The following is a 25,295-nucleotide window of genomic DNA, read 5'->3' as shown; positions in this document are numbered from 1 at the left end:
TCCGTTAGGGTTCCCTCGATCGATGACGCGGCGGTGTCGGGGGTGGGCGGAGAGTGGGCAGGCTCGCGACGGCGTACGGGCAGGCGGTGGCCGCGCACCGGCAGGCCCGCACCCACCTCGACACGGCCCTCGGCGCGCTCGCCGGGCCGGCCAATCCGACCAGCCCGGCCGGCGACGCCGACCTGCTGGCCCGGCTCGCCGTGCTCGGCGGCACCCTCGCCACCCCACGACCGGGCTCCCGCGCGTTGACCGACGCGCCGGTGCCGGTGCGGCTCGGTGAGGCGGTCACCCCGCAGGGCGGCTTCCCGGCCGTCGTACCCCTGGCCGGCGGCACCCACCTCGCGGTCGACACGGACGCCCGGGACCCGCGGGTCGCCGCCCTGCTGCGCGCCCTGGTGCTGCGGCTGGTGGCGACCGGCCCGGCCGGCGGCGTCCGGGTGGTCGGCCTCGACCCGGCCGCGCTCGGCACCGCCTTCCTGCCGCTGCGCCCGCTGCTCGACGCGGGCGTGCTCGCCCCGGCCGCCGGCACCGACGCGGAGATCGTGGCGCTGCTCGACGACGCCGAACGGCACGCCCGCACCGCCCAGCACGACGCCCGCCCCGACCAGCGGCTGTTGCTCATCGTCGCCGCGTCCGCCCCCGCCCCGCGCGAGCTGGCCCGGCTGGCCGCGCTCACCCACGCCGGCCCGGCCGCCGCCGTCTGCGTGTTGCTCGCCGGCCTGCCCCCGGATACGCCGGCCGAACCCGCGCCGCCGCTCGGCGCGACCACCCGGCTGCGGCTGACCGACCGGTACGCCCACGTCGGCGACCCGCCCAACGCTCCGTTCAGCCACGACGGCACCGGCCTGGCCGCACCCGTCCTGCTCGACGGCGACCCGCCGGCCGAGTCGGTCCGCGCGCTGGCCGGGCACCTGGCCGCCGCCACCCGCCGCGACGAGGCGTTGCACGTCGCCGACCTGCTGCCCGAGCGACGCTGGGCGGAGTCGTCGGCCACCGGCCTGCGTACGGTGATCGGCCGGGCCGGGCGACAACCGGCCATCGTGGCCTTCGACGACGCCACCCCGCACTGGCTGGTCGGCGGCCGGACCGGCGCCGGCAAGACCGTCTTCCTCCTGGCCGCCCTCTACTCGCTGGCCGCCCGCTACTCCCCGGCCGAGCTGCAGCTCTATCTGCTCGACTTCAAGGAGGGGGTGAGCTTCACCGAGTTCGTCCCCACCGAGCGTGACCCGTCCTGGCTGCCGCACGCCCGCGCCGTCGGCATCGAGTCCGACCGGGAGTACGGCCTCGCCGTGCTGCGGGAGCTGCGCCGCGAGCTGGGCCGCCGCGCCGCCACCCTGAAACGGCACGGCGTCACCAAGCTCGCCGACCTGCCCCGCGACGGTCGGGTACCCAGGATCGTGGCGGTGATCGACGAGTTCCACGTGCTGCTCGCCGGCAACGACAGCGTGGCCCGGGAGGCGGTGGCCCTGCTGGAGGAGTTGGCCCGCAAGGGCCGCTCGTACGGGGTCCACCTGGTGCTGGCCAGCCAGAGCATGTCCGGCATCGAGGCGCTCTACGGCAAGGCCGACGCGGTCTTCGGGCAGTTCCCGCTGCGGGTGGCGCTGCCCGGCGGCAACGGCGTGCTCGACCCGCTGAACGACGCCGCGGGCGCCCTGCCGGTCGGCTCGGCCGTGCTGAACACCGCCGCCGGCGCGCCCGGCGCGAACACCACGATCCGGTTCCCCGACGCGCACGCCGGGGCCGCCGACATCGCCGCGCTGCGCCACGAGCTGTGGCAGGCCCGACCGGCGGGCTCGCGCGCCCCGGCCGTCTTCCGCGGGTACGACCCCGCACACGTCGAGCAGGACCCCACGTACGCGGGGCTGCGCCCCGGTGGCCGGCGTCCACTCGCCCTGGCCGGCCGGACGGTCGACGTGGACGGCAGCACGGCCCTGTTCACCCTGGACGCCACCCCCGGCCGGCACCTCGGCGTGGTCGGCACCTCCCCGGTCGGCGCGGACGTGCTGCGCGCCGCCACCCTCGGCCTGGCCCGGCAGCACGCCCCCGGCGAGGCGCGTTTCCTGCTCGCCCCGCTGGTCGCCGCCGCCGACGAGACCGCCGACGAGACCGCCGCCGCGCTCACCCACGCCGGGCACACCGTCATTCAGCTCGACCCGGCCGGGCTGCGGGAGCAGGTCATCGCGCTCGCCGCGCCGGCCGCGCCGCCCACCGGCCGTACGTATCTGGTGGTCTTCGGTGTGGACGCGGCCAGCGCGGTGCTCGGCCGCGCCGACCCGACCACCTTCCGGTCCGCCCTGGACGACCTGCGTACCGTGCTGCGCGAGGGCCCCGGTCACGGGGTGCACCTGCTCGGCTGGTGGCGCGGGCTGCGCCGGCTCGCCGACGACCTCGGCGGCAGCCAGCACCGCGACGACGTGGCCTGCCTGGTGGCGCTGAACGTGCCCGGTTCAGAGCTGGCGTTGCATCTCGGCGTGACCGACCTCGCCTACACCCCACGGGCGAACCGCGCGCTGCTGGTCGATCGGCATGACCAGCGAGTCCGGCTGATCGTGCCGTTCATCCGCCCCGGACACCAGCCGGACGAGGAGCACTGAGGACCGTGGCGACCTTCGAGGAGTACGCGGCCCTGGCCCGGGCCCTGGCCGAGCAGCGCCGCGCCGGTGAGCACGGCGCCGCCGTCGAGGCGGACCGGCAGCGCACCCTGCGCGCCGCCGCCGACCAACTTGACCGCCGACTTGCCGCCCAGGGGCAGCGGCTCGACCAGCTCGGCCACGCCATCGGCCAGCCCACGCCCGGGTCGCCCACCCCACCCGCCGCCGCCCCGGCCACCGTGCTCCCGGCTGCCGTGCCTCCGGCTGGGCCGGCGTCCGCCGCGCCGGAGCTGACCGGGGAAGTAGCCCGGGGCGGGGGGCTGCCCGCGTACCCGGAAACGGGTCCGACGCGGCTGGCGCTGCCGGGCGGCGGCCGGGAGCCGGCGGCGGCCGGGTTGCCCGCGCCACGGCCGCCGGAGGCCGACCCGGCGGGGGAACTGGACCGGGCCCGGCAGGCCGCCGACGAGGCCGACCGGCACGCGCAGGCCGTCGAAGCGCTGGCGCAGCAGCCGGCGCTGCTGCCGACGTGGTCACCGCTGGCCCGCGCGGCGGCCGTTTACGCCGGCTGCACCGCCGTCGGGGTGCTGGCCATGATGATGCTGGTGGTCGCCTCCGGCGTCGGCCTGGTCGACGGGTTCACCCTGGGGGCCTGGATCTGCGCGGGGCTACCCGCGCTCTCCTTCTTCGCCGGCTACCTGATCCTCGGCCAGTGGGGGCGGCCCGCCCTGACCGCCGCCGTCCCGTCCCGGTATGTGCAGATCGGTTTCCTGATCTGCTTCGCCGCCGTCCCGCTCGCCTACCTCGGCTTTCTGCTGCTCTTCCGAATTTTCCGCTGACCGGGCGGCGGTCTCGGCGGCGGTGAGGAAGGCGTCCAGTTCGGCGTCGGTGAGCCCCTCGTCCTCCAGCAGCGCGACCAGCAGCACCGTCCGGGCCAGCACGGTCGCCTCGCCCTCCGGCCCCGGCGGGCGCTCGCCCAGCGCCGCCCAGACCAGCGCCTCGGCCACCGCCGGGTTCACCTCGTCGCCGGTACGGTCGTACCGCTCCCGCGCCGAGGCGACGAACCGGATCACCGGGCCGCGTTCCTGCCCGGCGACGAACCGCCGCCGTACCGCCACCAGCAGCGCCCCGGCGAGCAGGTCGGCATACCGTCGCCACTGCGGCCCGGTGAGCCGGCGCAGCCGCCGCTCGTGGCCACGCAACCGACCGTCCAGCAGGCTACGCAGGGTCATCGTTGACTCGTCCATCAGCACCATCTCTTGATCAGTCTCCAACGGGCCGGGCGGCGCCGGGCGGCGACCAGCCGGCAGGCGGTCCGCGCCGCCCGGGCCACCTCGTCGATCGACACGTCCCCGCCGGTGCCGGGGGCGGGTTCGGGCGTGCCGGTGAGCGCGCCGGCCCACCGGTCGATGCTGCGCCGACCGCGAGCCGGGCCGCGACCAGATCCAGCCGGGCGATCGCCGCCGCGAACCGTCGCGCCGCCGCCGGCCCCTGCTGCCCGCCATCGCCGTACGGGTGGCGGAGCCGGTCCTCAGTTGCCGCGAGCCGCCACCGCACAGTGGCGGCCAGCGCGGCGGCCCGATCCGCGTCGGCGCGGGCAGCCCGCAGCCCGTCGAGCAGGTCACCGGCCGACTCCGGGGCCAACCGGGCCTCGCTCAGCCCCGCGTACACCAGCCCCAACGCCCGCCAACACTCGGTCACCGCGTCCTGCCACGGCAGCCGGCGGCCGGGCGGCCCCACGCCGTCCAGATGCCCGCCGGCCCGGTCGGCCGCCGCGATCGTCGCCAACCAGGCGTCGCGCAACGTGTGCAGCGTCCGATCGTGGTGCAACAGCCGGCTCCGCGCCGCCCGCTGCTCCTCGCACGGCCCGGGCCGCCCGCAACTGCGACAAACCCTGGTGTACGCCTCGGTGCGGTGCTCCTCGATCGTCCGCCGCGCCTCGGCAGCCTGCCGGGTCGCATGATCGTGCAGGTCGGCGGCGTTCACTTCTTCGCCTGGACGGTCGCGGTGCGGACCAGCCGGGCGAAGAGCACCTCCGGGCAGGGGAAATCCGCGCCGCAGCCGCAGACCCAGCGGGTCACCTGCCGGGGCGGGTGGGCGAAGAGGATGTCCGCCGCATCCTCGAGGTCCTGCCGGGACGCGAGTATTTTCTGGCCGTTCTCCTGGCCGTCGGGGCCGGTGAGTGGGGCATTGCTGTTGTGCAGGCCGTTCGACAGCCACGGCGCTGCACCGAACCTGGGATCTTCGGGGCGGGGAAGGTCGTCCACGGTCGGGTCTCCTGTTCGGGATCTCCTTGCTGCGTTCACGTGGGCGGTGCGGTGGTGGTGCCGGTGGGCTGCGTGCGGGCAGGTCACCGGCACGCCCGGCCGTCCAGGGGGATCGGCCGACCGGGCGCTCTGCGCGGTGGAGACGACCAACTCCGGGTTTGCAGACCTGGGAGTCGATCGATTCGAGCTTTACACGACTAGTCACGGATAGCAAGCACGACATCACGTTACTTGTCACAAGAAGTGGCTCGTGATCGAATGGCGGTGCAGACCTGGGAGTGCACATGCCTGTCAAGCCCAAATGGGAACAGCTCGCGGACCACATCAGAGGCCAGATCGAGTCGGGTGTACTCACACCTGGCGATCAGCTGCCGTCCACAGCGCAGCTCAAGGTGCAGCACGGGGTCTCGACCACAGTGGTGCGTCAGGCAATCCTCGTCCTCCAAACGCAGGGATGGGTGCAGGGCGTCCACGGCCTGGGCGTCTTCGTCGCCGATCGCTGACTCCGTCCCCATCACGGGTTGGGGCCGACACGGTGAACGGGCCGTGGTTCAGAGCTGCTCTCGAATGGCGAGGCTGACCAGGGAGTCAACATGCCCGCCAAGCCAAGTGAGCGCAGATCGCCGACGGCATCCGCGCCCAGATCCAGTCCGGTGCCCTCGCGCCGGGTGACAAGTTGCCATCGACGTCCGAGCTCTGTCGCCAGCATGACGTCTCCGCCATCGTTAAGCGCCAGGCGATCCTCGTTCCCCAGACGCGGGGCTGGGTGCAGGATCGAGGTCCTGCCCCGACGGTTCGCCGAGCCACGGGCGTGCCGGCGGCCGGCGAGTCGGGTTAGCCTGCCGTCATGGCGAGCGCCGAACTGGATGAGTTGATCGTTACGGACGCCGAGGCGCTGCGCGAGTGGTTGTCGGCCAACCACGCTACGTCGCCCGGCGTCTGGCTCGCTCTCACCAAAAAGGGCGGCACAGTCACCACGCTGACCTGGCAGCAGGCGGTCGACGAGGCCCTGTGTTTCGGCTGGATCGATGGGCAGGCCCGTAAAGGGGGTCAGGAAACCTCCTGGATCCGGTTCACCCCTCGCAGGCCCCGCAGCTCCTGGTCACAACGCAACGTCGCCCACGTTGACCGGCTGGAAGCGCAGGGGCGAATGATGCCCCCAGGTCGCGCCGCGGTGGAAGCCGCGAAGGCGGACGGGCGGTGGGCGGCGGCCTACGCCCCGCCGTCGGAAGCCGAGGTGCCGGCCGACCTACTCGCCGCCATCGCCGCCGACCCCGCCGCGCAGGCCATGTTCGACGTACTCACCAAAACCAACCGGTTCGCCCTCATCTACCGCGTCAATGCCGTCAAGCGGGCGCAGACCCGCGAGCGGAAGATCGGCGAGTTCGTTTCCATGCTGGCGCGTCACGAGACGATCTACCCGCAGAAGGCCAAGCCTCCGAACTCGCCGTAATCGGCATCATCATGATCCAGTGCGCTGATCTGGCCGTGATCCGCGCGAAGGCCGTCAAGATCGGTGAGGTCTGTCGCCAGCATGACGTCTCCGCCATCGCTATGCGGCAGGAGATCAACGCGCTCAAGATTGAGGCTTGGTCGAGGGCGTCAGCGGCGTGGGCGTCTTCGTCGCGGAGCGCTGATCTTCGCTTGGCCGACCGCAGATCTTGGAGACTTACCGTTCGCCGCTGACGGTTTCTCTCCAAGATCTGCCGATGTTTGCGTGATCATGTGGTCGCGGGGCGTGCGCAGGTTTCGTAAGCTCCTCTGTGGCCGGCGCCAGTGCGGTGGCGCGGGCCGATCGACGCGGGCGACCCGGGGGAGGCTGTGTGAGCGCGGCGGAAATGATCGCGAGGCTGGCAGCGGCGGCACAGAAGCTGGACGAGGCAAAGGCCAAGACCGCCGCTGCCGCCCAAGACGCCGCCGAGGCGCGAATGCTGGTGGCCGGCGCGCTGGAGGGTGTGGCAGCCGGGCCGCTGATCGGCATGATCGACGCCTACCGGCAGGCGCTGGCCCAGGCCGCCCAGGGCGGGGACCCGGCCAAGCAGCACGTCCAGGAGACGATCGTCAAGGTCCAGGCCCTGGGAAACTGAGCACGGGTGGTGGTAGCGCAACCCACCATTCACCCGGGATACCGGCAACCGCGGCGGTGACCCGCCACAGGCGGAGGCCGTTCAGCCGCGAGAGCAGAGCGACCAACAGGAATGAAGCTCCGCCACCTACTCGACGCGAGAAGTTGAGTTCGGAGGCCATCGCCGCTGGCGGCTCGGCAGCCGCGATGGCGTAGGCGAGCATTGTGGAGTTTCTGCCGGTTCTGCCAAAGACCATCGGTGGCGTAGTACTCGGGGGCGTCGCAACATGGAGTGCCATCAAGGCTTGGCGTGCGAAGAGGAGAGGGAGAGGATCGCAAGTTGAAGATCGATGATCAGGTCGAACAGCCGGTCAGGGATGCGCTGCACTGGATCGTCAAGGAGCAGGAGGACGAGTTCAATGCCGCTCTACAGGCGTTCCCTGACGACGCCTCCCGGCAAGCCGCGCTCGAACTGCTTGTTACCATCGCGCGCTACGTGATCATCGAGGCGTACAGCGGCCCACCGTCGGTCGACGAGGTGCGGGAGCTGGCTGGCGTGATCGTTGAGGCCGAGAGCTGGCTTCCACTGTCCCACTCTGAGGTGGAGCGGTACCTGCAAGCCGTTCTCGCAGGTACGCCGCTGATCGAGCATCTTGAGCCGGAGACAGCCGTTGTGTTGGCTTTTGCCGTCGCGGGGTGTCTGCTTGCCTCCCGTCCCCAGCCGAGCGGTGAGTGGTGGTTCAACTACCTGGACAAGGTGGAGGCGGCGATTGAGGCGGCGGGGTGAGCGACATGGAGACCGTTGAACGCGACGGTGGCGAGCTGGACGGGTTCCACATCGGTCACGTGCCGGACGGCGTCGGCAGGGAGGTGTCGGACTTCGCCACCGAGTGGGAGGACGTCACCTGTGCCACCCGGGTCTGGGAGCGTCAGGTCGACGACGGCTGGCAGGTCGACCTGCGGGTGCACGTACTGCGGGGCGATCGGCTGGCCGACCTTGCCGCGCTGCACGACTTTCTCATCGAGTTTCACGAGCGTGACCCCGCCGGCTGGGAGCTGGCCGAATTCGCGCACCCCGATGGCCCCGGCCTGATCGGCGAGTTCGAGGCGTTCTGGGTGGTCGAGCCGGGCGTCGCGGTCGACGTGCTGGTCAACCCGGCGGACCCTGACACCCAGGCACTGAAGGCCACAGCCGAGGCGGTAACCAGAACACCTGTCGGGTAGCCGATAGTTCCCGGCAACGGGCGGTGAGGCGCGGCTGCGGCCCATGTCCTGACCCGTTCGAGGTCCGGGCGAGGGCGTGGAGAACGTGGATTGGGCAAGGACCGGTCCGAGCGGGTCGAGACCGAGCGGTTCCGCGCCGTCGGCTACGACGAGCTGATCGCCCGCGACAGGTGAACCTCGACATCACCTGGCTCGAGGACGCCTCCCTGGAGGATGCCGACGCGCTGCTGCCACCCGAGGTCATCGCGCAGGAGATCGTGGAGGACCTGGAGGCGGCGCTGCGCGAGTTCGCCGCGATCGCGGAGGCGCTCGGCACCGTCACCAAGGCCGAGGCAACTGACGGGTAGCAGCCGCAAAGCAACGCCGACGAGTCGATCCCGTACGGGGGCGTATCACTGATGAGTGTTATGCCTGAAAGTCATGAATATGCCTCCCAGGCATAACGCTTCTTCATCTTGTCCCTGCCGACTCCCTCGCGCAGCGTGACTTTCGCCGTCCGGCCGCCCGCCCGTCCCGCCAAGGCGCTGCCCGGTATGCCGGATTGCGCGTTTGATGGAACAAGAGTTACCGGCGCGTAACTTTCCATTGACCTACGTGAAATCGGTCACGCATCATCGTTCCCACGATCGATCGGATCCCCCTCGCCCGCTCCCGCCCGGCCTGCCGGGTGCCCCGACCGGAGGTGCAGCCATGCTGCTCCGAAAGATCCTCATTGCTACCACCACCGTTGCCGCACTGCTCGTCCCGGCCGCCGCCGCCCAGGCCGCCACCCCGGCCGGCACCGCCACCGCTCCCGCGGTCACCACCGCCGCCACGGCCGACAGCACTTTCGCGGCCGCTTCCTCGGCCAACCCGGTCATCGTCGTCGGCGGGCTGATCGGCCTCTCCATCGCGTACGAGCCGATCGCCGCCCGGCTGCGCGCCGACGGCTACCGGGTGTCGATCTACCAGTTGCCCGGCCTCGGCACCGGCGACATCCGCGACTCGGCCCGCGCCCTGTCGTCGTACGTGGACCAGGTTCGCGCCAGCACCGGCGCGGCCAAGGTGGACCTGGTCACCCACTCCGAGGGCGGCCTGGTCTCCCGCTGGTACGTCAAGTTCCTGGGCGGCGGCGACAAGGTGGGCCGCTACATCAGCCTGGGCACCCCGCAGTACGGCACCTACGTCGCCAACATCATCAACTTCGTCGGGCTGGGCAGCTGCGTCGGCATCGTCGCCTGTCAGCAGATGACGATCGGCTCGGACTTCCTCGCCACCCTCAACAGCGGCACCCAGGCCCCCGGCCCGGTCCGCTGGACCACCATCCGCACCTGGGAGGACGAACTGGTCCGCCCGGTCGACAACGCGGTGCTCTCCGGCGCCACCAACGTGCTGGTCCAGTCGTGGTGCCCGCTGCGGGCGGTCGGCCACGTCGGCCTGGTCCTCGACGGTACGACGTACACCATCGTCCGACAGGCGCTCACCGACGCGGCCATCCGACCCAACTGCTTCGCCCTCTGACCCGCGTACGCCGACGGGCGGCCACCCCGCCGCCCGTCGGCAATGCATGTCCTACCGGGCCTCCGCCCGACCGGGACCGCGTTGACAGCACCTGCGCGACGCCTCACATCGGTGGTGCTGGCGGCTCGGGCGGCTTGCCTCGTGCCCGTCGCGCGTCGGCGAGGGCGACCCCGGTCAGCACAAGTCCGGCCGAGGCCAGGGCGACCAGCGGCGGTGCCCAGAGCAGCGCGGGAATGAGCGTGAGCAGCAACCCGATGGCGACCAGGCGAGATGGGGAGACCCGGTTGAACACTTCGTGTTCGAACCGGGAGCGGCCCACCAGGTAGACCACGGGCCCGCCGAGAATCACCACGAGCCAGGGGACCGGAGTGTGCCCGGTGGGATGAGTGATCGCCAGTTCGAAGCCGATCGCGGTGATGATCACACCGGAGGTGATCAACAGGTGTGAGTCGGCTGCGGACGAGCCGATGCGGGCTGGTCGGCGGCTCTGCCGGACCGCCTCGGCGAGGATCTGGCCGGCCCGGTAGAAGTAGATCCGCCAGATCAGGATCGACATGGCGATGGTGACCGTGAAGGCGGCTGCCGACGCCGGATTCCGCTGACCGTTGGCATAGGTCAGGCCGGTGACCAGCACCGCCTCGCCCAGGGCCACGAGGAAGAACTGCTGGTAGCGCTCGGCCAGGTGCTCACCCGCGATGGGCCCGCTGTCGGGGACCGAGCGCCCGAGGCCGGGAACCGGCCAGCCGGACCGGTAGGCCACGTACTCGATACCCAGGGCTGGCAGCCAGAAGACCAGCCGGGTGCCGGACCACGCGAAGAAGACGCCGAGGATCCACAAGCTCGCCATCGCCGAGTGCGTGATCAACATTCTCAGCTCGAGCCGCTGCCGCTCGTGGCCGCGAAGCGCGATCGCGAGCAGCAGTGGTCTGCTGAGCTGGGCGATCAGGTAGCCGGCGACGAACAAATCCGCATCGGTGCTGAAGGCGCGGGGGGCCGCCACTCCCATCACCATGCTGGCCACCAGCGTGACCAGCACGATGAGCTGCACGAGCGGCTGGTAGGGGTCGTAGCGGCTGGTGGTCCAGGCGGTCGACTGCCAGACCGCCCAGAGGGTGAGCAGCAGAAATACGGTCTTGGCGGCGCCAGCGAAGACAGCCTCGGGCTGGTGTATGGCGGCCCTGCCGGTGAGATCCTCCACCGCCCGGGCCACCACCCGGGTCAACGCGAAGACAAGCACCAGATCGAAGAAGAGCTCCAGGAACGACGCCCGTCGCGTCGCCTCGCCCTTGTGCAGCAGGCTGCTCGGATCTTTCGGCCACATGGTCCACCTGTCCGCGGTGTTCCCCGCCCGTGCAGTCTTCCCGCACCTCCAGGCCGGCGCAGCCGCAACCGGCAAATTCCGGGCCCGCTTCCCGTCCAGTCCGTGATCGGTGGCAGCTCAGCTGAAGTTGCCCCGGCGTGTCGACTTGCTCAGCCGTCACCGATTCAGGGATTGGCGGAGGTTGAGAACCTGCAGCCGGGCGGTCAGGGTGCGATGTGGACCGCGTGGGGAAAGTCAGCCGGGTCGAAGTGCCGGAACGCCTCGGTGAGCGGGTGGATGTCGAGGTTGAGGGCCGCCAGGATCGCCGCGTGCTGCCGCTCGGCGAACAATCGTGGCGCGTCGTCGAACGGGACCTCGCCACGCAATGCGGCGCCCAGCCGCGCCGGGTCGACCTCGCCGACGCCGACCGGCGCGAACGCGACCGGATCGGCCCCGTCCGGCCCCGGCGGTGGCGGGGCGTCGACCGGGTACAGCGTGCCGTCGAAGCCGGCCAGGAACTCGTTGTCGTCGTTGTCCCAGTATTCCGAGACATAGGACCGGTCGGAGACGTACCCGTGGGTCGCCGCGCCGTCGACGAAGATCCGGGCGCGCAGCACATCCGAGTCGAAGATGTCGAAGGAGACTGCGGGGCTCCCTGTGCTTCTACTGACCAACTCGGCCACCGCGTCCCTGTCGGCCCATCCGAAGTCGTTCTCCTCGCGCGGGACGACCGCCCAGCGCTGTGCGCCGGCCGGGGCGACGTACGCCTCCCACCGGGCCTCCTCCAGCGCGGCCCGGATCCGCGCCAGCTCGCCGGTGGCGAGGACCGTCTGATAGCTCGTGCCCATGGCCGGCGAGACTAGGCAGGGGGTACGACGGAATGAACGCCCCGCCCGCCAACGGCAGGGCGTCATCCTGCTCCGTCGACGATCTGCGCAGCGCCGTGGAGGCCGACCCGGCGGTGCAGGCCGGGCTCTACCGGGTGGACGTGTTGACCTTCCTCTGTCCGGCCGGCTCGCTGGAGTTCCCGCTCGCCAGGACGTAGAGCTGACGACGGTCGATCGGTGGTCGAGCTGGCGGCGAACCGCGCTCCCGGGACGGCCGAGAGCACCTCCGCCAGGGAAACACGGCAAGGGGTACGATTTGCGCCGCGCGGTCGCCGATGCCCGCCGCACACGACGCCCCGAGTGCCGTCCCGCACCGCCCGCTGCGCGGGAAACACGCGTCGTTGGACAAATGTTCCGCAGTCCGCAAGGGGACGGCCGGCCGGTCGACCCGGAGAAGAGACTACCCTCATGACCGTGACACGCCGCGCGAAAATCGTCTGCACCCTCGGCCCCGCCACCTCGTCCCCGGAGCGCATCCGGGGCCTGGTCGAGGCAGGCATGAACGTGGCGAGGCTCAACTTCAGCCACGGCAGCCACGCCGACCACGAGGCGGTCTACCGGCTCGTGCGGGAGGCGGCCGAGGAGTCCGGGCGGGCCGTCGCGGTCCTCGCCGACCTGCAGGGCCCGAAGATCCGGCTCGGCCGGTTCGCCGACGGCCCGCACGAGTGGCGCACCGGCGACTCCGTGGTGATCACCGGGGACGACATCCTCGGCACCAAGGACCGCGTCTCCTGCACCTACCGCAGGCTGCCGCACGAGGTGAAGCCGGGCGACCGGCTGCTGATCGACGACGGTCGGGTCGCGGTCGAGGTCAGCGACGTCACCGGCAACGACATCCGGTGCCTGGTCACCGAGGGCGGCGCGGTCTCCAACAACAAGGGCGTCTCGCTGCCGAACGTGGCGGTCAGCGTGCCGGCCCTGTCGGAGAAGGACGCCGAGGACCTGCGCTTCGCCCTCGGCCTGGGCGTCGACATGATCGCGCTGTCCTTCGTCCGCTCGCCCGACGACATCAAGCTGGTGCAGGCGATCATGGCCGAGGAGGGCGTGACCCGCCCGGTGCTGGCCAAGGTCGAGAAGCCCGAGGCGGTCGACCACCTGGAGGCGATCGTGCTCGCCTTCGACGGCGTCATGGTCGCCCGCGGCGACCTCGGCGTGGAGTTGCCGCTGGACCAGGTGCCGCTGGTGCAGAAGCGGGCCGTGCAGCTCTGCCGGGAGAACGCCAAGCCGGTCATCGTGGCCACCCAGATGCTCGACTCCATGATCGAGAATTCGCGGCCGACCCGCGCCGAGGCCTCGGACGTGGCCAACGCGGTGCTCGACGGCGCGGACGCGGTGATGCTCTCCGGCGAGACCAGCGTCGGCAAGTACCCGGTGCTCACCGTCAGCACCATGGCCAAGATCGTCCAGACCACCGAGGCCGGCTCGATCCGCGTGCCGCGCCTGCAGCACGACCCGCGTACGCACGGCGGCGCGCTCACCATCGGCGCCTCCTCGATCGCGCGGGCCATCGGCGCCAAGGCCCTGGTCGCCTTCTCGCAGACCGGAGACACCGTCAAGCGGCTCGCCCGGCTGCACTGCGACCTGCCGCTGCTGGCGTTCACCCCGGTCCCCGAGGTGCGCAACCAGCTCGCCCTCTCCTGGGGCGTCGAGACCTTCCTGATGCCCTTCGTCGCGCACACCGACGACATGTTCCGCCAGGTCGACCAGGCGCTGCTCGGCCTCAACCGGGCCAACCCCGGCGACTACGTGGTGATCGTGGCGGGCAGCCCGCCCGGCACCCCCGGCTCCACCAACACCCTGCGGGTGCACCAGCTCGGCTCGCTGGTCGACGCCGCCTCGGCGCGGGCCCTGCAGTGAGCCAGCCCGGGGCGACCGGCCAGGCGGCGGTCGACCAGCTCCTGTCCGTGCTCGACCTGGACCACACCGGCGAGCAGACCTTCCGGGGGATGAGCCCGCCGGTCGGCCCGCAGCGGGTGTACGGGGGCCAGGTCGCCGGTCAGGCCCTGGTCGCCGCCGGCCGCACCGTCGCCCCGGAACGCCTCGTGCACTCCCTGCACGGCTACTTCGTCCGCCCCGGCGACCCGGCCGAGCCGATCGAATACCAGGTGGAGAACGTTCGGGACGGCCGCTCCTTTTCGGTGCGTCGATCGGTCGCGCTCCAGCACGACAGGCCGATCTTCTTCATGTCGGCGTCGTTCCAGCGGCAGGAGGAGGGGCTGGACCATCAGGCCTCAGCCCCCCTCGACGTGCCCGGCCCGGACGAGGTTCCGACGATGACCGACCGGCTCTCCCGCTACCCGGAGCGGCTCGGCATCTGGGGGCAGATCCCGCGCCCGATCGACGTTCGCTACGTGGGCGAGCCCGGCTGGGTACGCCCCGGCGACCGACCCGCCGAACCGCACCAGCGGGTCTGGATGCGTATCGACGGCAAGCTGCCCGACGATCCGCTGCTGCACGCCTGCGCCCTGACGTACGCCTCGGATCTGACCCTGCTCGACTCGGTGCTGTCGGTGCACGGCGAGGTCTGGGGGCCCGGGGGTGTGGTGGGCGCGAGCCTGGACCACGCGCTCTGGTTCCACCGGCCCTTCCGCGCCGACGAGTGGTTCCTCTACGACTGCTGGAGCCCGTCCGCCTCCGGCGCCCGTGGGCTGGCTGCCGGACGGATGCTCACCACCGATGGCCGGCACATCGCCAGCGCCGTGCAGGAGGGGCTGCTGCGTCGGGTCGGTGCCTGACCATCGGCGCGCCGTGACTGTTCGGCCGAGGGTCGGACGGCCGAGGGCCGGGCAGCCGGCTGGCCGATCAGCGGACTAACCTTGCCGGCATGCGTCTCTCCGCCCGGGTCGACTACGCCCTCCGCGCGACCGCCGAGCTGGCCGCGGCGGCCGCCAAGGCGGTGCCGGCCAGCGCGGTGCCAGCCAGTGCGGTGCGGGCTGGCGCGGCGGCCGGGCGGACCCGGCCGGTGACCGCCGAGCAGATCGCCCGCGCCCAGGAGATTCCGCCGAAGTTCCTGGAGAGCATCCTGCTTCAGCTGCGCCGGGGCGGGATCGTGCACGCCCAGCGTGGCCCCGAGGGCGGCTACTGGCTGGCCCGGCCCGCCGGGGAGATTTCCCTCGCCGAGGTGATCCGGGTGATCGACGGGCCGCTGGCGCACGTCCGTGGCCAGCGCCCGGAGCAGCTCGGCTACCAGGGCGCGGCCCGGGCCCTGCAGGACGTGTGGATCGCGCTGCGGGCCAGCGAACGGGAAATCCTCGAACTGGTCACCATCGCCGACGTGGCCGGCGGCACGCTGCCCGGCCGGGTCAACGAGCTCGCCGCCGACCCGAAGGCCTGGAGCTGACCGGCCTCGCCCGGCGATCCTGAGTCTGCAGGCGTCACCCACCGTAACGTCACATTCCGTGACGGCCGGAGCGGTGTTCACAGCGTTCGATCGTGCCCGTTGGCCCCGCGCCGGCGGGCACGGCGCGAGCGGGTGACGGTCAGGCCGCCAGCAGGTCGTCGGCGGCGGCGGAAAACAGCTCCCAGGCCTCGTCGATGTGCCGCTTGGTGGTCAGCGGCGAGCCGACCGCCAGGCGCAGCGTGTACCGCCCGCCGACCCGGGTGTGCGTCAGCAGCACCCGTCCGGTGGCGTTGACCCGGCGCAGCAACTCGGCGCTCGCCTCGTCGCCGGCCCGCAGCCGGAAGCAGACCAGCGAGAACGGGTGCGGCGCGGCCAGCTCGAACCGGTCGTCGGCGACCACTCGCGCGGCGAACCGGTCGGCGAGGGCCACCCCGGAGCGGATGTGCGACCGCAGCCCCTCGACGCCGTACCAGCGCAGCACGAACCAGAGCTTCAGCGCCCGGAACCGGCGGCCGAGCGGCACCTGCCAGTCCCGGTAGTCGATCACCGCGCCGGACTCGGTCGCCGCGTTGCGCAGGAACTCCGGCATCACCGTCAGCGCCTCGATCAGCTCGCCCCGGTCGGCCACCCAGAACGCGTCGCAGTCGAAGCCGGTGAGCAGCCACTTGTGCGGGTCGAAGCAGTACGAATCGGCGTACTCCAACCCGGCGTGCGACCAGCGTAGCTCCGGGCAGACCGCCGCCGCGCCCGCGTACGCGGCGTCGACGTGCAGCCAGACGCCGTGCTCGGCGCAGATCGCGCCGAGCTCCGGCAGCGGGTCGATCGCGGTGGTGGACGTGGTGCCGATGGTGGCCACCACGATCGCCGGCACCACACCGGCCGCCAGGTCCGCCTCGATCGCCGCCCGCAGCGCCGCCGGGTTCATCGCCTGCGTCGCCGGGTCCACCTCGATCGTGCGTACCCCGTCGGCGCCCAGCCCGGCGATGCGGGCCGCCTTCTCGATCGAGGAGTGCCCCTCGGTCGAGGTGTACGCCCGATAGCGGCGGTCGATGCCGTCGGTCCGCCAGCGTCCCTTGCTGGCCCGGTGCAGCGCGCCCAGGGTGGCGACCAGCGTCGCCGAGGAGGCGGAGTCCTGGATCACCCCGCCACCACGGCCGGTCGAGCGGAACCGTTCCGGCAGGTCGAGCAGGCCGGCGAGCCAGTCCAGCAGCACCGTCTCCAACTCGGTGCAGGCCGGGCCGGTCGCCCAGAGCATCCCCTGCACCCCGAGACCGGAGCTGACCAGGTCACCCAGCACGCTCGGGCCGGAGGTGTTGGCCGGGAAGTAGCCGAAGAAGCCCGGGTGCTGCCAGTGGGTCAGCCGAGGGGCGACGACCCGGTCCAGGTCGGCCAGGACCGCCTCGACCGGCTCGCCGTGCTCGGTCGGCCCGGCGGGCAGCGCGGCGGCCACCGCGCCCGGCGGGTCCTGTGAGGTCACCGGCCGCTGCTCCAGCGTCGTCCAGTAGTCGGCGATCCAGTCGACCACGGCGTGCCCGGCGCGGCGGAACTCCTCCGGATCCATGTGCTCAGCCATCTCTGAAGTTGATCAGGAGGGGGCCGGCCGGGGCAAGAGGCGGCCGTGGTGGTTGTGCCGGCCGAAAGTGTCGTCCTACGATGCCCGTACGCGGAGCTGATTTACGAACGTCAATTGACTGTCGGTCAGTGTGGCGTACGTTCTCCGCCGGCCCGGGCAGGCCGGCGTCCCTCGCCGCCTGCCCGACCTCCGCGAAAGGCAGCCTCGTGCACCTCACCATTCGCCGCCGCCGGACCGCGCTGCTCGCTGCGGCCTCGGCGGCCACCCTCCTCGCCGGCACCCTCACCACGGTCACCGCCGCAGCGGCCACCGTCGCCTGCCGGGTCGACTACCGGGTCACCAACCAGTGGAGCGGCGGCTTCGGCGCCGACGTCACCGTCACCAACCTCGGCGACCCGGTCAACGGCTGGGCGCTGACCTGGTCCTGGACCGCCGGCCAGCAGGTCACCCAGGCGTGGAACGCCACCGTCACCCAGTCCGGCGCCCAGGTCACCGCCCGCGACGCCGGCCACAACGCGGCGATCGGCACCGGCGGCACCGCCGCCTTCGGCTTCAACGGCTCGTGGAACAACACCAGCAACCCGGCCCCGACCAGCTTCGCGCTCAACGGCACCACCTGCACCGGCACTACCCCACCCACCACCGCGCCGCCGGCCACCACCGCCGCACCGACCAACGCCCCGCCGACCACCGCGCCACCCACGACCCCGCCGCCTCCGGGCGGCGGGCTGCAGATGGAGAAGCTCGACCGAGGCTTGATCAGCGTCCGCTCCGGCAACGGCAACCTGGTCTCCTGGCGGCTGCTCGGCACCGAAGCCTCCGGCGTGTCGTTCAACCTCTACCGGGGCTCCACCAAGGTCAACAGCACTCCGATCACCGGCGCCACCAGCTACCTCGACAGCGGCGCGGCGGCCGGTACGGCGTACACGGTGCGGGCCGTGGTGAACGGCGCCGAGCAGGCGGCCTCCGCCCCCGCGCTGCAGTTCCTCAACGGCTACCTCGACGTGCCGATCCAGCCGCCGCCCGGCGGCACCACCCCGACCGGGGAGGCCTACACCTACTCGGCCAACGACGCCAGCGTCGGCGACCTCGACGGCGACGGCCGCTACGAGATCGTGCTCAAATGGGACCCGTCCAACAGCAAGGACAACTCCCAGTCCGGTTACACCGGCAACGTCTACGTCGACGCGTACACCCTGACCGGCACCCGCCTGTGGCGCATCGACCTCGGCCGCAACATCCGCGCCGGCGCCCACTACACCCAGTTCCAGGTGTACGACTACGACGGCGACGGCCGCGCCGAGGTGGCCATGAAGACCGCCGACGGCACCCGCTCCGGCACCGGCCAGGTCATCGGATCCGCGACCGCCGACCACCGCAACAGCAGCGGCTACATCCTTGCCGGCCCGGAATATCTGACCATGTTCGACGGTCGCACCGGCACCGCCCTCTCCACCGTCGACTACGACCCGCCGCGCGGGACCGTCTCCTCCTGGGGCGACTCCTACGGCAACCGGGTCGACCGGTTCCTCGCCGCCACCGCCTACCTCGACGGGCAGCGCCCCTCGCTGATCATGGCACGCGGCTACTACACCCGGGCGGTCATCGCCGCCTGGGACTTCCGCGACGGCATTCTGCGCAAGCGGTGGACCTTCGACTCCAACACCGCCGGCAACGGCGCCGCCGCCGGCCAGGGCAACCACAACCTCTCCATCGCCGACGTCGACGGCGACGGCCGCCAGGAGATCGTGTACGGCGCCGCCACCATCGACGACAACGGCCGGCTGCTGTACTCCACCGGCAACGGGCACGGCGACGCCCTGCACGTCGGCGACCTCGACCCGTCCCGGCCCGGCCTGGAGGTCTTCAAGGTCGACGAGGACGGCACCAAACCCAGCTCGTACTTCGCCGACGCCCGCACCGGCCAGGTGCTCTGGCAGACCACACCCAACGGCGACAACGGCCGAGGCGTCTCCGACGACATCTGGGCCGGCAGCCCCGGCGCGGAATCCTGGTCCGCCGCCGCCGACGGCCTACGCAACACCAAGGGGCAGAACATCGGCCGCAAGCCGTCCTCGCAGAACTTCCTCATCTGGTGGGACGGCGACCCGGTCCGCGAACTGCTCGACGCCACGAAAATCGACAAGTACGGCACCGCCGGCGAGACCCGGCTGCTCACCGCCAGCGGCGTGGCCGCCAACAACGGCACCAAAGCCACCCCGGCGCTCTCCGGCGACATCCTCGGCGACTGGCGCGAAGAGGTGGTCTGGCGCACCAGCGACAGCACCGCGCTGCGCATCTACAGCACCCCGACGCCCACCAGCCTGCGGCTGCACACCCTGATGCACGACCCGCAGTATCGGGTCTCGATCGCCTGGCAGAACACCGCCTACAACCAGCCGCCGCACACCGGATTCTTCCTCGGCGACGGCATGGCCACCCCGCCCGCGCCAAACATCTACCTGGGCTGAGAATTTACCTGCGCCGAGCGGAGACGCACCGGGCCGCCAGCCGCGAACCCGCAGCGCCGGCGACCCGGTGCACCACACCGCGGCATTCCCGGCCCGTCCCGACCGGGAATGCCGTACCACCACCGGCCACCAACCTAGAGCCGCTACACGACCGCCGGGTGACGTCGCTATGAAAAGCGTGTTTCAGCCGTTCCGACGCAGGCCACCGGCCACCCGCTCGGCGATCAGCTCGAACGAGCGGACTCGGTCGGCCACGTCGTACACCATCGTGGTCAACATCAGCTCGTCCGCGCCGGTGCGTTCCCGCAGCGCGCCGAGCTGCCGGGCCACCGTCTCCGGCGAGCCGATCGCCTGCCCATCCCGCCGCTGGGCCACGAACTCCCGCTCCAGCTCGGTGTACGGGTAGGCCGCCGCCGCCTCCGGCGTGACCAGGGGCTCCGGCCGCCCCGAACGCAGCTTCAGGAACGACAGCCCGGCCGGGCCGGACAACCACTCCGCCCGCTCGTCGGTCTCCGCGCACACCGCGTTCACCGCGACCATCGCGTACGGCCGCTCCAGCCACTGGGACGGGCGGAAACTCTGCCGGTAGAGCTGCAGCGCGGGCAGCGTGTTCTGCGCGCTGAAGTGATGTGCGAATGAGAACGGCAGCCCCAGCAGCCCGGCGAGCTGGGCGCTGAACCCGCTCGACCCGAGCAGCCACACCACCGGCGACTGGCCCCGGCCCGGGGTGGCGGTGATCGGGCCCGGCTCGGCGCCGCTGAAATAGTTCATCAGATCGGCCAGCTCCCGGGGGAAATGCTCGGCCGAAAGCCCCTCCATGCTCCGGCGCAGCGCCAGCGCGGTCACCTGGTCGGTGCCCGGCGCCCGGCCGATCCCCAGGTCGATCCGGCCCGGGTGCAGCGCCTCCAGGGTGCCGAACTGCTCGGCCACCACCAGTGGCGCGTGGTTGGGCAGCATTACCCCGCCCGAGCCGAGCCGGATCGTGCTCGTCCGCGCCGCCAGGTGCGCGAGCAGCACGGCCGGCGCCGACGAGGCGATCGAGGGCATGTTGTGGTGCTCGGCCACCCAGAACCGGTGATATCCCAGCTCCTCGGTGCGCCGCGCCAGCTCGGTGGTGTGCCGCAGGGCCTCCCCGACGCTGCCGTCGGCGGCCACCGGAGCAAGATCAAGAACAGACAACGGTACGTCGATCACGCCTTTGATCAACCTGCCGGGCGTCGGAATTGTTCCCCTACCCCATGCCGCGCGCCTGCTCGAAGATCAAGCTCGTCTGGGTGTGCTGCACCGCCGGATCCACCGCCAGATGATCCAGCACGAAATCCCGCAGCGCATCCCCGGACGCCGCCCGCACGTGCAGCACGTAATCCTCCGCGCCGGCCACGTGGAACACCGACACCACCCCGGGCAGCCGCACCGACCGGGCCCGGAAGGCGTCCACCGCCGCCCGCTCGTGGGCGGCCAGGCGCACCGACACCAACGCCTGCAACGGCAACCCCACCGCCGCCGGGTCCACCTCGGCATGGAACCCGCGGATCGCCCCGCACTCGCGCAGCGCCCGGGTACGCGCCAGGCAGGTCGACGGCGCCACCCCCACCCGCTCGGCGAGGGCATTGTTCGGCAACCGGCCATCGGCCGCCAACTCCGTCAGGATCGCGCGATCGGTGTCGTCCAGCGCCGCGAACGGCCGTACATCATTCGGTGCGAGGGGCATGCGGGCATCATCCCCCGAATCCTGCGATGAAGATAGGGGCTGCGGCAGAATTTTCTGCGCCCCTATTGCCCCACAGCATCCTTATGTTCGACCCTTCGAACCATGACCGCCGTGGACACCACCGCCGTACACGCCGGGCGCGACGACCTCACCGGACTCGGCGTGCACGTCCCGCCCATCGACCTCTCCACCACCAACCCACTGCCGTCGGTCGACAGCGGCGGCGACTCGTACGAAACCCTCGCCACCGGCGGCACCCTCCCGCCCGGCGGCAGCGCCGTCTACCAGCGGCTCTGGAACCCCACCGTGGCCCGCTTCGAAACCGCCCTCGCCACCCTCGAAGGCACCGCCGAAGCCGTCGCCTTCGCCAGCGGCATGGCCGCCCTCACCGCCACCATCCTCGCCGCCACCCGCGACGGAAAACGCCACATCGTCGCCGTCCGCCCCCTCTACGGCGGCACCGACCACGTCCTCGCCACCGGCCTGCTCGGCACCGACATCACCTGGGCCCGCGCCGACGAAGTCGCCGCAGCCATCCGCCCCGACACCGCCCTGGTCGTCGTCGAGACCCCGGCCAACCCCACCCTCGACCTGGTCGACCTCGCCGCCCTCACCAAAGCCGCCGGCGACGTCCCGCTGCTCGTCGACAACACCGTCGCCACCCCGGTGCTCCAGCAACCCGCCCGACACGGCGCCGCCCTCGTGCTGCACAGCGCCACCAAGAGCATCGGCGGCCACGGCGACGTCCTCGCCGGCGTCGTCGCCTGCGACCCCGCCTGGGCCACCCGGCTGCGCCAGGTCCGCGCCGTCACCGGCGCGATCCTCCACCCCCTCGGCGCGTACCTGCTGCACCGCGGCCTGCAAACCCTCCCGCTGCGGGTCCGCGCCCAGCAGGCCGGCGCCGAGAAACTCGCCGCCTGGCTCGCCGGCCACCCGGCCGTCGAGCGGGTCCACCACCCCTCGCTGCACGACCCGGCCGGCCTGATCGGCCGCCAGATGTCCGGCCCCGGCAGCCTCCTCGCCTTCGAGGTACGCGGCGGCGCCCCCGCCGCAGCCACCGTCGCCGGCGCCTGCACGCTGATCACCCACGCCGTGTCACTCGGCGGCGTTGACACGCTCATCCAGCACCCGGCCTCGCTCACCCACCGGCCCGTCGAAGGCGACGCCAAGCCGGGCGGTGCCCTGCTGCGGCTCTCCGTCGGCCTGGAGGACCCCGAGGATCTGCGGGTCGACCTGGCGCAGGCGCTCGCCGCGATCTGACCACCTCGGCTGCGTCTCGGGCGTTCGGCTCGGGGCGCAGCCCCACGTCAGGACTTCGGGCCGACGTGCCGGTCCAGCGCGGCGACCGCCTCCCGCCGCGCCACCGAGAGTGAGTTGCGGCGGTTCATCCGCCACGCGATGCCCAGCAGGTCCAGGCCCCACTGGCAGAGACCCATGATGTCCACGGATTCGTTGGTGAACATGTAGCGCGGGTAGACGTACTGCCGACCCCGAACGGTGACCCGGTTGCTGAATCGGCAGCCGTCCGAGTGGAATAGGCCACGGACGAAGCCTGCGGGATGGCTTTCGACAATGTTGCGCTGCCAGTCGGCGAGGACGATGGGACGCTCGTGCTTCTTGCCTGGGCCGTGTTGGGGTAGCAGACACGGCCAGTGCCTTCCGCTGCTCTCCACGGAGATGCACCCCTTCTTGGGTATGCGCTGAACCTTCAGCGCCAGGGTGGCGAGCATCGCGTCGGCGCATGCGTCGACCAGGTCCGGATAGATGTCGGTACAGGCGACGCGAAGAACTGGAACCTTCGGGGACATCGCGAGGTGACCGTCGCCGAGGTAGAGACCGAGCAGGTAGGCGTAGGCTGAGGATTGTGTCGGATTGTTGACGCCGGGTGAGCATCGGAAGCAGCGTAGGGCGGTGCCTACGACGGCGGGCTCTGGCCGATCGACACACCAATGCCACACGGTTGTGTAGGGCAGGGACAGGACCCGGGCCACTGACCGGATGCTGCCGCCCCGAGAGTGGAGTTCGCGGGCCCGCGCCCGCATACGGGTTGGATGCACACGGGCATTTTCGAACGCCCGTACGACAGTTTTGGTGCCCCCGGTGGGACTCGAACCCACACTGTCGGAGGTTTGAGCTCCGTCTCTCTTCCGGTTGGAGTACAGGGGCTTCCGTGATTCGGCGTTGACAGAGTACCCACTACGCTAGGGGCGGCGACACCCGGGACGGCGGGTGTCGGGTTCGAACTGGTGGGAGAGGCTCGTGGCCGAGACGCAGACGGACGCCGAGCGCCGGCGGGTGCTGATCGCCGAGGATGAGGCGCTCATCCGGCTGGACCTGGCCGAGATGTTGGCCGAAGAGGGCTACGAGGTGGTCGGCGAGGCCGGTGACGGCGAGACCGCCGTCAAGCTCGCCGAGGAGCTCAAGCCGGATCTGGTCATCCTCGACATCAAGATGCCGATCATGGACGGGCTGGCCGCCGCCGAGCGGATCGCCGCCGCCCGGATCGCCCCGGTGATCATCCTGACCGCGTTCAGCCAGCGTGATCTGGTGGAGCGGGCGCGGGCGGCCGGCGCGATGGCATACCTGGTCAAGCCGTTCCAGAAGAGCGACCTGGTCCCGGCGGTGGAGATCGCGCTGTCCCGCTACTCGGAGATCGCCGCGTTGGAGGCGGAGGTCGCCGGCCTCACCGACCGGCTGGAGATCCGTAAGACCGTCGAGCGGGCCAAGGGCGCGCTGATGACCGCGTACAACATGTCCGAGCCGCAGGCGTTCAAGTGGATCCAGCGGACGGCGATGGACCACCGGCTGACCATGAAGGAGGTCGCCGAGCGGATTCTCGCCGAGACCTCCGGCGGTGAGGTGGCGCAGCCGACCGCCTGACGTGACCGGTTCGCCGACGCGCCGGGGCGGCGGTCATCGATAGAGTGTGATCCGTGGCGGCGCGGCGGCTGGTGGTGGTGTTCGGCGTCATCGCCGTGTTGCTCGCCGGCTGCGTGCGATCGTCGGCGTCTGTCGAGTCCGCGCCGCTCCGCCCGCAGTGGCGGGCGTTGACGTTGCCGGTGCCCCCGGGCGCGCCCGGCCGGCTGCTGCCGCGTGATGTGGTGGCCTGCGCCGGGCGCTGGTTCGTGGTGGGCGCGGTGGCCGACCCGGCGGGGGAGACCCGTCCGGCGGCGTGGGCCAGTGCGGATGGTCTGTCGTGGTCGTCGGTGCCGGTCGCGGCGTCGAGCTTCTATGGCCGGCGGCACGTGCTGTACGCGGCGGCCTGCCGGCAGGGCCGGCTGGGGGCGCTGGGGGCCAGGGGCGGAGGGTCGCACGGCAATCCGCGTCCGGGTACGTGGGTGCAGGCCGCCGACGGCACGCTGCGGGAGGTGACGGCCCCGTTCGAGTTGTACGCGGGGCCTCGGGCGGTGAGCGTGTCGCGGCTGGTCGCCGGGGCGGACGGGTGGGTGGTGGTCGGCTCGCGGGCCGACGGGGCGGCGGTCTGGACCTCGCCGGACGGGGAGCGGTTCACGCTGCGCGAGGGCGTGCCGGAGTTGGCGGGGGACGGGCGGGGCAGGACGATCGGGCTCGACGGGGTGGCCGTACCGCCGGGGTGGCTGGTGGTGGGGGCGGTGCTGCCGCCGCGCGCGACGGCGACGTCGCCGCTGGCCTGGTTTTCGGCGGACGGGCGGGCCTGGCGGCGGTTGGCGCTGCCGGCGTCGGACGGGCGTAGCCAGGCGCAGCGGGTGGCGCTGGTGGGTGGCGCGATGGTGGCGGCGGGTCCGGTGCGGGACGGTTTCGGGGTGTGGCGGGCGGCGCTTCCCGATGGTGGTGCGGGGTGGGTCGGGGACGCCGGCTGGCGGCGGGTGGGTGGTTTCGGCGTGGCCGGTGCGGGGGTGTCGTCGGTGCGCGCGCTGGTGTCTGTGGGTGGTGGCGGGCTGGTGGCGGTGACCAGCGATGGGCGTGGCCACGCTTTGTGGTTCTCGGTCGATGCGGGCGGTTCGTGGCGGCCCATGGTGTTGCCGGTTGCGGTGCCGGATGGCGGTGACTCGGCGGCGGCGGTGGCCTTCGATGGAGGTCGACTGGTGTTGGTCACCGATGACGGCGCGGGGTCCCGTGCCTGGTGGGCGGGGTTGCCGGCCATCCATCGGTAGCTGGCGAACTGACCTCTGGTGCTTACCGGGGAGGCGCGGGTGATGCGCTTCCGTGCATGTAGATCTCTTACAGCGATCGCGCTAAATCCGCCACGGCGTGTAACGGTTCGGTCAACGCGTCTTCCTGGGACTTACGTCACGCTCCCCAGGTGGGATAACGTCCCGCCCCAGACCGGCGACGACGGTCTGGTTCGTTGGCCCCCCGCAATGGCCAATCGGCGGCGGGTGGTTCGAAC

At 71.9% G+C, this 25,295-nt stretch carries 26 protein-coding genes and 1 tRNA gene; 18 read left to right on the top strand and 9 right to left on the bottom strand.

Annotated features, from left to right (window positions below):
• The first annotated feature begins 53 nt into the window (after positions 1–53).
• Positions 54–2,594 (top strand): FtsK/SpoIIIE domain-containing protein, encoded by a 2,541-nt coding sequence (locus ABZ671_RS21305; protein ID WP_357860683.1) that lies wholly within the window; start codon positions 54–56, stop codon positions 2,592–2,594.
• Positions 2,595–2,599: 5 nt separating this feature from the next.
• On the top strand, positions 2,600–3,427 hold the full coding sequence (locus tag ABZ671_RS21300) for a hypothetical protein (protein WP_357860680.1): 828 nt from the start codon (positions 2,600–2,602) through the stop codon (positions 3,425–3,427).
• 424 nt (positions 3,428–3,851) lie between these two features.
• Here ABZ671_RS21300 and ABZ671_RS21295 read toward each other — a convergent pair whose 3' ends face one another.
• Entirely contained in the window at positions 3,852–4,574 is a 723-nt protein-coding gene (locus ABZ671_RS21295) for a hypothetical protein (RefSeq protein WP_357860677.1), read from the bottom strand.
• The gene (locus ABZ671_RS21290) at positions 4,571–4,855 is read right to left on the bottom strand and encodes a hypothetical protein (protein ID WP_357860674.1); all 285 of its coding nucleotides are present in this window, start codon (positions 4,853–4,855) and stop codon (positions 4,571–4,573) included. The genes ABZ671_RS21295 and ABZ671_RS21290 overlap by 4 nt, the downstream gene beginning before the upstream one ends.
• Before the next feature lie 278 nt (positions 4,856–5,133).
• Here ABZ671_RS21290 and ABZ671_RS21285 point away from each other — a divergent pair, with 278 nt between their 5' ends.
• From ABZ671_RS21285 to ABZ671_RS21250, 8 genes are all read left to right on the top strand, one after another.
• Positions 5,134–5,358, top strand: coding sequence for a winged helix-turn-helix domain-containing protein (locus ABZ671_RS21285; protein WP_357860671.1), 225 nt, complete (start codon positions 5,134–5,136; stop codon positions 5,356–5,358).
• 173 nt (positions 5,359–5,531) lie between these two features.
• The gene (locus ABZ671_RS21280) at positions 5,532–5,693 is read left to right on the top strand and encodes a hypothetical protein (RefSeq protein WP_357860669.1); all 162 of its coding nucleotides are present in this window, start codon (positions 5,532–5,534) and stop codon (positions 5,691–5,693) included.
• A 9-nt stretch (positions 5,694–5,702) separates the two neighbouring features.
• The gene (locus ABZ671_RS21275; RefSeq protein ID WP_357860666.1) at positions 5,703–6,308 is read left to right on the top strand and encodes a YdeI/OmpD-associated family protein; all 606 of its coding nucleotides are present in this window, start codon (positions 5,703–5,705) and stop codon (positions 6,306–6,308) included.
• Between the two features lie 370 nt (positions 6,309–6,678).
• Positions 6,679–6,942 (top strand): DUF6244 family protein, encoded by a 264-nt coding sequence (locus ABZ671_RS21270; RefSeq protein ID WP_357860663.1) that lies wholly within the window; start codon positions 6,679–6,681, stop codon positions 6,940–6,942.
• Positions 6,943–7,260: 318 nt separating this feature from the next.
• A complete protein-coding gene (locus tag ABZ671_RS21265) occupies positions 7,261–7,707 on the top strand; it encodes a hypothetical protein (RefSeq protein ID WP_357860660.1) in 447 nt (148 codons plus the stop codon).
• Positions 7,708–7,712: 5 nt separating this feature from the next.
• On the top strand, positions 7,713–8,144 hold the full coding sequence (locus ABZ671_RS21260; protein ID WP_357860657.1) for a hypothetical protein: 432 nt from the start codon (positions 7,713–7,715) through the stop codon (positions 8,142–8,144).
• A gap of 170 nt (positions 8,145–8,314) precedes the next feature.
• Positions 8,315–8,491, top strand: a complete 177-nt coding sequence (locus tag ABZ671_RS21255; protein WP_357860654.1) for a hypothetical protein — start codon at positions 8,315–8,317, stop codon at positions 8,489–8,491.
• Between the two features lie 343 nt (positions 8,492–8,834).
• Entirely contained in the window at positions 8,835–9,644 is an 810-nt protein-coding gene (locus tag ABZ671_RS21250) for an alpha/beta fold hydrolase (protein ID WP_357860651.1), read from the top strand.
• A 103-nt stretch (positions 9,645–9,747) separates the two neighbouring features.
• On the opposite strand, the gene ABZ671_RS21245 is transcribed toward ABZ671_RS21250, so the two are convergent.
• Both ABZ671_RS21245 and ABZ671_RS21240 read right to left on the bottom strand, forming a co-directional pair.
• Positions 9,748–10,965, bottom strand: a complete 1,218-nt coding sequence (locus ABZ671_RS21245) for a low temperature requirement protein A (protein ID WP_357860647.1) — start codon at positions 10,963–10,965, stop codon at positions 9,748–9,750.
• A gap of 203 nt (positions 10,966–11,168) precedes the next feature.
• Positions 11,169–11,792, bottom strand: a complete 624-nt coding sequence (locus ABZ671_RS21240; RefSeq protein ID WP_357860644.1) for a hypothetical protein — start codon at positions 11,790–11,792, stop codon at positions 11,169–11,171.
• A 32-nt stretch (positions 11,793–11,824) separates the two neighbouring features.
• Between ABZ671_RS21240 and ABZ671_RS21235 the strand changes: the two genes are divergently transcribed.
• The 4 genes from ABZ671_RS21235 (at position 11,825) to ABZ671_RS21220 (ending at position 15,171) form a co-directional block, all read left to right on the top strand.
• Positions 11,825–11,989 (top strand): hypothetical protein, encoded by a 165-nt coding sequence (locus tag ABZ671_RS21235; RefSeq protein WP_357860641.1) that lies wholly within the window; start codon positions 11,825–11,827, stop codon positions 11,987–11,989.
• 250 nt (positions 11,990–12,239) lie between these two features.
• A complete protein-coding gene (gene pyk / locus ABZ671_RS21230) occupies positions 12,240–13,688 on the top strand; it encodes a pyruvate kinase (RefSeq protein ID WP_357860638.1) in 1,449 nt (482 codons plus the stop codon).
• Entirely contained in the window at positions 13,685–14,566 is an 882-nt protein-coding gene (locus tag ABZ671_RS21225) for an acyl-CoA thioesterase II (protein ID WP_357860635.1), read from the top strand. The genes pyk and ABZ671_RS21225 overlap by 4 nt, the downstream gene beginning before the upstream one ends.
• Positions 14,567–14,655: 89 nt before the next feature.
• Entirely contained in the window at positions 14,656–15,171 is a 516-nt protein-coding gene (locus ABZ671_RS21220) for an Rrf2 family transcriptional regulator (protein ID WP_357860632.1), read from the top strand.
• Positions 15,172–15,310: 139 nt separating this feature from the next.
• Here ABZ671_RS21220 and ABZ671_RS21215 read toward each other — a convergent pair whose 3' ends face one another.
• Entirely contained in the window at positions 15,311–16,744 is a 1,434-nt protein-coding gene (locus ABZ671_RS21215) for a pyridoxal-dependent decarboxylase (RefSeq protein ID WP_357860629.1), read from the bottom strand.
• Between the two features lie 206 nt (positions 16,745–16,950).
• On the opposite strand from ABZ671_RS21215, the gene ABZ671_RS21210 reads away from it, so the two are divergent.
• A complete protein-coding gene (locus ABZ671_RS21210) occupies positions 16,951–19,215 on the top strand; it encodes a cellulose binding domain-containing protein (protein ID WP_357860626.1) in 2,265 nt (754 codons plus the stop codon).
• A 183-nt stretch (positions 19,216–19,398) separates the two neighbouring features.
• On the opposite strand, the gene ABZ671_RS21205 is transcribed toward ABZ671_RS21210, so the two are convergent.
• Together ABZ671_RS21205 and ABZ671_RS21200 are read right to left on the bottom strand one after the other, a co-directional pair.
• Complete coding sequence (locus ABZ671_RS21205; RefSeq protein WP_357860622.1) at positions 19,399–20,409, bottom strand: LLM class flavin-dependent oxidoreductase; 1,011 nt, start codon at positions 20,407–20,409, stop codon at positions 19,399–19,401.
• A gap of 37 nt (positions 20,410–20,446) precedes the next feature.
• A complete protein-coding gene (locus ABZ671_RS21200; RefSeq protein WP_357860618.1) occupies positions 20,447–20,926 on the bottom strand; it encodes an Lrp/AsnC family transcriptional regulator in 480 nt (159 codons plus the stop codon).
• A gap of 102 nt (positions 20,927–21,028) precedes the next feature.
• Here ABZ671_RS21200 and ABZ671_RS21195 point away from each other — a divergent pair, with 102 nt between their 5' ends.
• Entirely contained in the window at positions 21,029–22,186 is a 1,158-nt protein-coding gene (locus ABZ671_RS21195) for an aminotransferase class I/II-fold pyridoxal phosphate-dependent enzyme (protein WP_357860615.1), read from the top strand.
• A 47-nt stretch (positions 22,187–22,233) separates the two neighbouring features.
• On the opposite strand, the gene ABZ671_RS21190 is transcribed toward ABZ671_RS21195, so the two are convergent.
• Complete coding sequence (locus ABZ671_RS21190) at positions 22,234–22,734, bottom strand: hypothetical protein (RefSeq protein ID WP_357860612.1); 501 nt, start codon at positions 22,732–22,734, stop codon at positions 22,234–22,236.
• A gap of 281 nt (positions 22,735–23,015) precedes the next feature.
• Positions 23,016–23,092, bottom strand: a tRNA-Leu gene (locus ABZ671_RS21185).
• 93 nt (positions 23,093–23,185) lie between these two features.
• Between ABZ671_RS21185 and ABZ671_RS21180 the strand changes: the two genes are divergently transcribed.
• Together ABZ671_RS21180 and ABZ671_RS21175 are read left to right on the top strand one after the other, a co-directional pair.
• Entirely contained in the window at positions 23,186–23,806 is a 621-nt protein-coding gene (locus ABZ671_RS21180; RefSeq protein WP_357860609.1) for a response regulator, read from the top strand.
• A gap of 53 nt (positions 23,807–23,859) precedes the next feature.
• Entirely contained in the window at positions 23,860–25,059 is a 1,200-nt protein-coding gene (locus ABZ671_RS21175; RefSeq protein WP_357860606.1) for a hypothetical protein, read from the top strand.
• Positions 25,060–25,295 lie beyond the last annotated feature (236 nt).

It is taken from the genome of Micromonospora sp. NPDC006766 (assembly GCF_040636055.1).
Classification (GTDB): Bacteria; Actinomycetota; Actinomycetes; order Mycobacteriales; family Micromonosporaceae; genus Micromonospora.
This window is presented reverse-complemented; position numbering and strand designations above follow the sequence as displayed.

What these genes read in the sequence shown, in the direction of transcription:
- ABZ671_RS21275 (WP_357860666.1), top strand. Translation starts at nt 5,703, where the DNA reads ATGGCGAGCGCCGAACTGGATGAGTTGATCGTTACGGACGCCGAGGCG.
- ABZ671_RS21260 (WP_357860657.1), top strand. Translation starts at nt 7,713, where the DNA reads ATGGAGACCGTTGAACGCGACGGTGGCGAGCTGGACGGGTTCCACATC.
- ABZ671_RS21250 (WP_357860651.1), top strand. Translation starts at nt 8,835, where the DNA reads ATGCTGCTCCGAAAGATCCTCATTGCTACCACCACCGTTGCCGCACTG.
- ABZ671_RS21245 (WP_357860647.1), bottom strand. Translation starts at nt 10,965, where the DNA reads ATGTGGCCGAAAGATCCGAGCAGCCTGCTGCACAAGGGCGAGGCGACG.
- ABZ671_RS21240 (WP_357860644.1), bottom strand. Translation starts at nt 11,792, where the DNA reads ATGGGCACGAGCTATCAGACGGTCCTCGCCACCGGCGAGCTGGCGCGG.
- ABZ671_RS21235 (WP_357860641.1), top strand. Translation starts at nt 11,825, where the DNA reads ATGAACGCCCCGCCCGCCAACGGCAGGGCGTCATCCTGCTCCGTCGAC.
- pyk (WP_357860638.1), top strand. Translation starts at nt 12,240, where the DNA reads ATGACCGTGACACGCCGCGCGAAAATCGTCTGCACCCTCGGCCCCGCC.
- ABZ671_RS21220 (WP_357860632.1), top strand. Translation starts at nt 14,656, where the DNA reads ATGCGTCTCTCCGCCCGGGTCGACTACGCCCTCCGCGCGACCGCCGAG.
- ABZ671_RS21215 (WP_357860629.1), bottom strand. Translation starts at nt 16,744, where the DNA reads ATGGCTGAGCACATGGATCCGGAGGAGTTCCGCCGCGCCGGGCACGCC.
- ABZ671_RS21200 (WP_357860618.1), bottom strand. Translation starts at nt 20,926, where the DNA reads ATGCCCCTCGCACCGAATGATGTACGGCCGTTCGCGGCGCTGGACGAC.
- ABZ671_RS21195 (WP_357860615.1), top strand. Translation starts at nt 21,029, where the DNA reads ATGACCGCCGTGGACACCACCGCCGTACACGCCGGGCGCGACGACCTC.
- ABZ671_RS21190 (WP_357860612.1), bottom strand. Translation starts at nt 22,734, where the DNA reads ATGTCCCCGAAGGTTCCAGTTCTTCGCGTCGCCTGTACCGACATCTAT.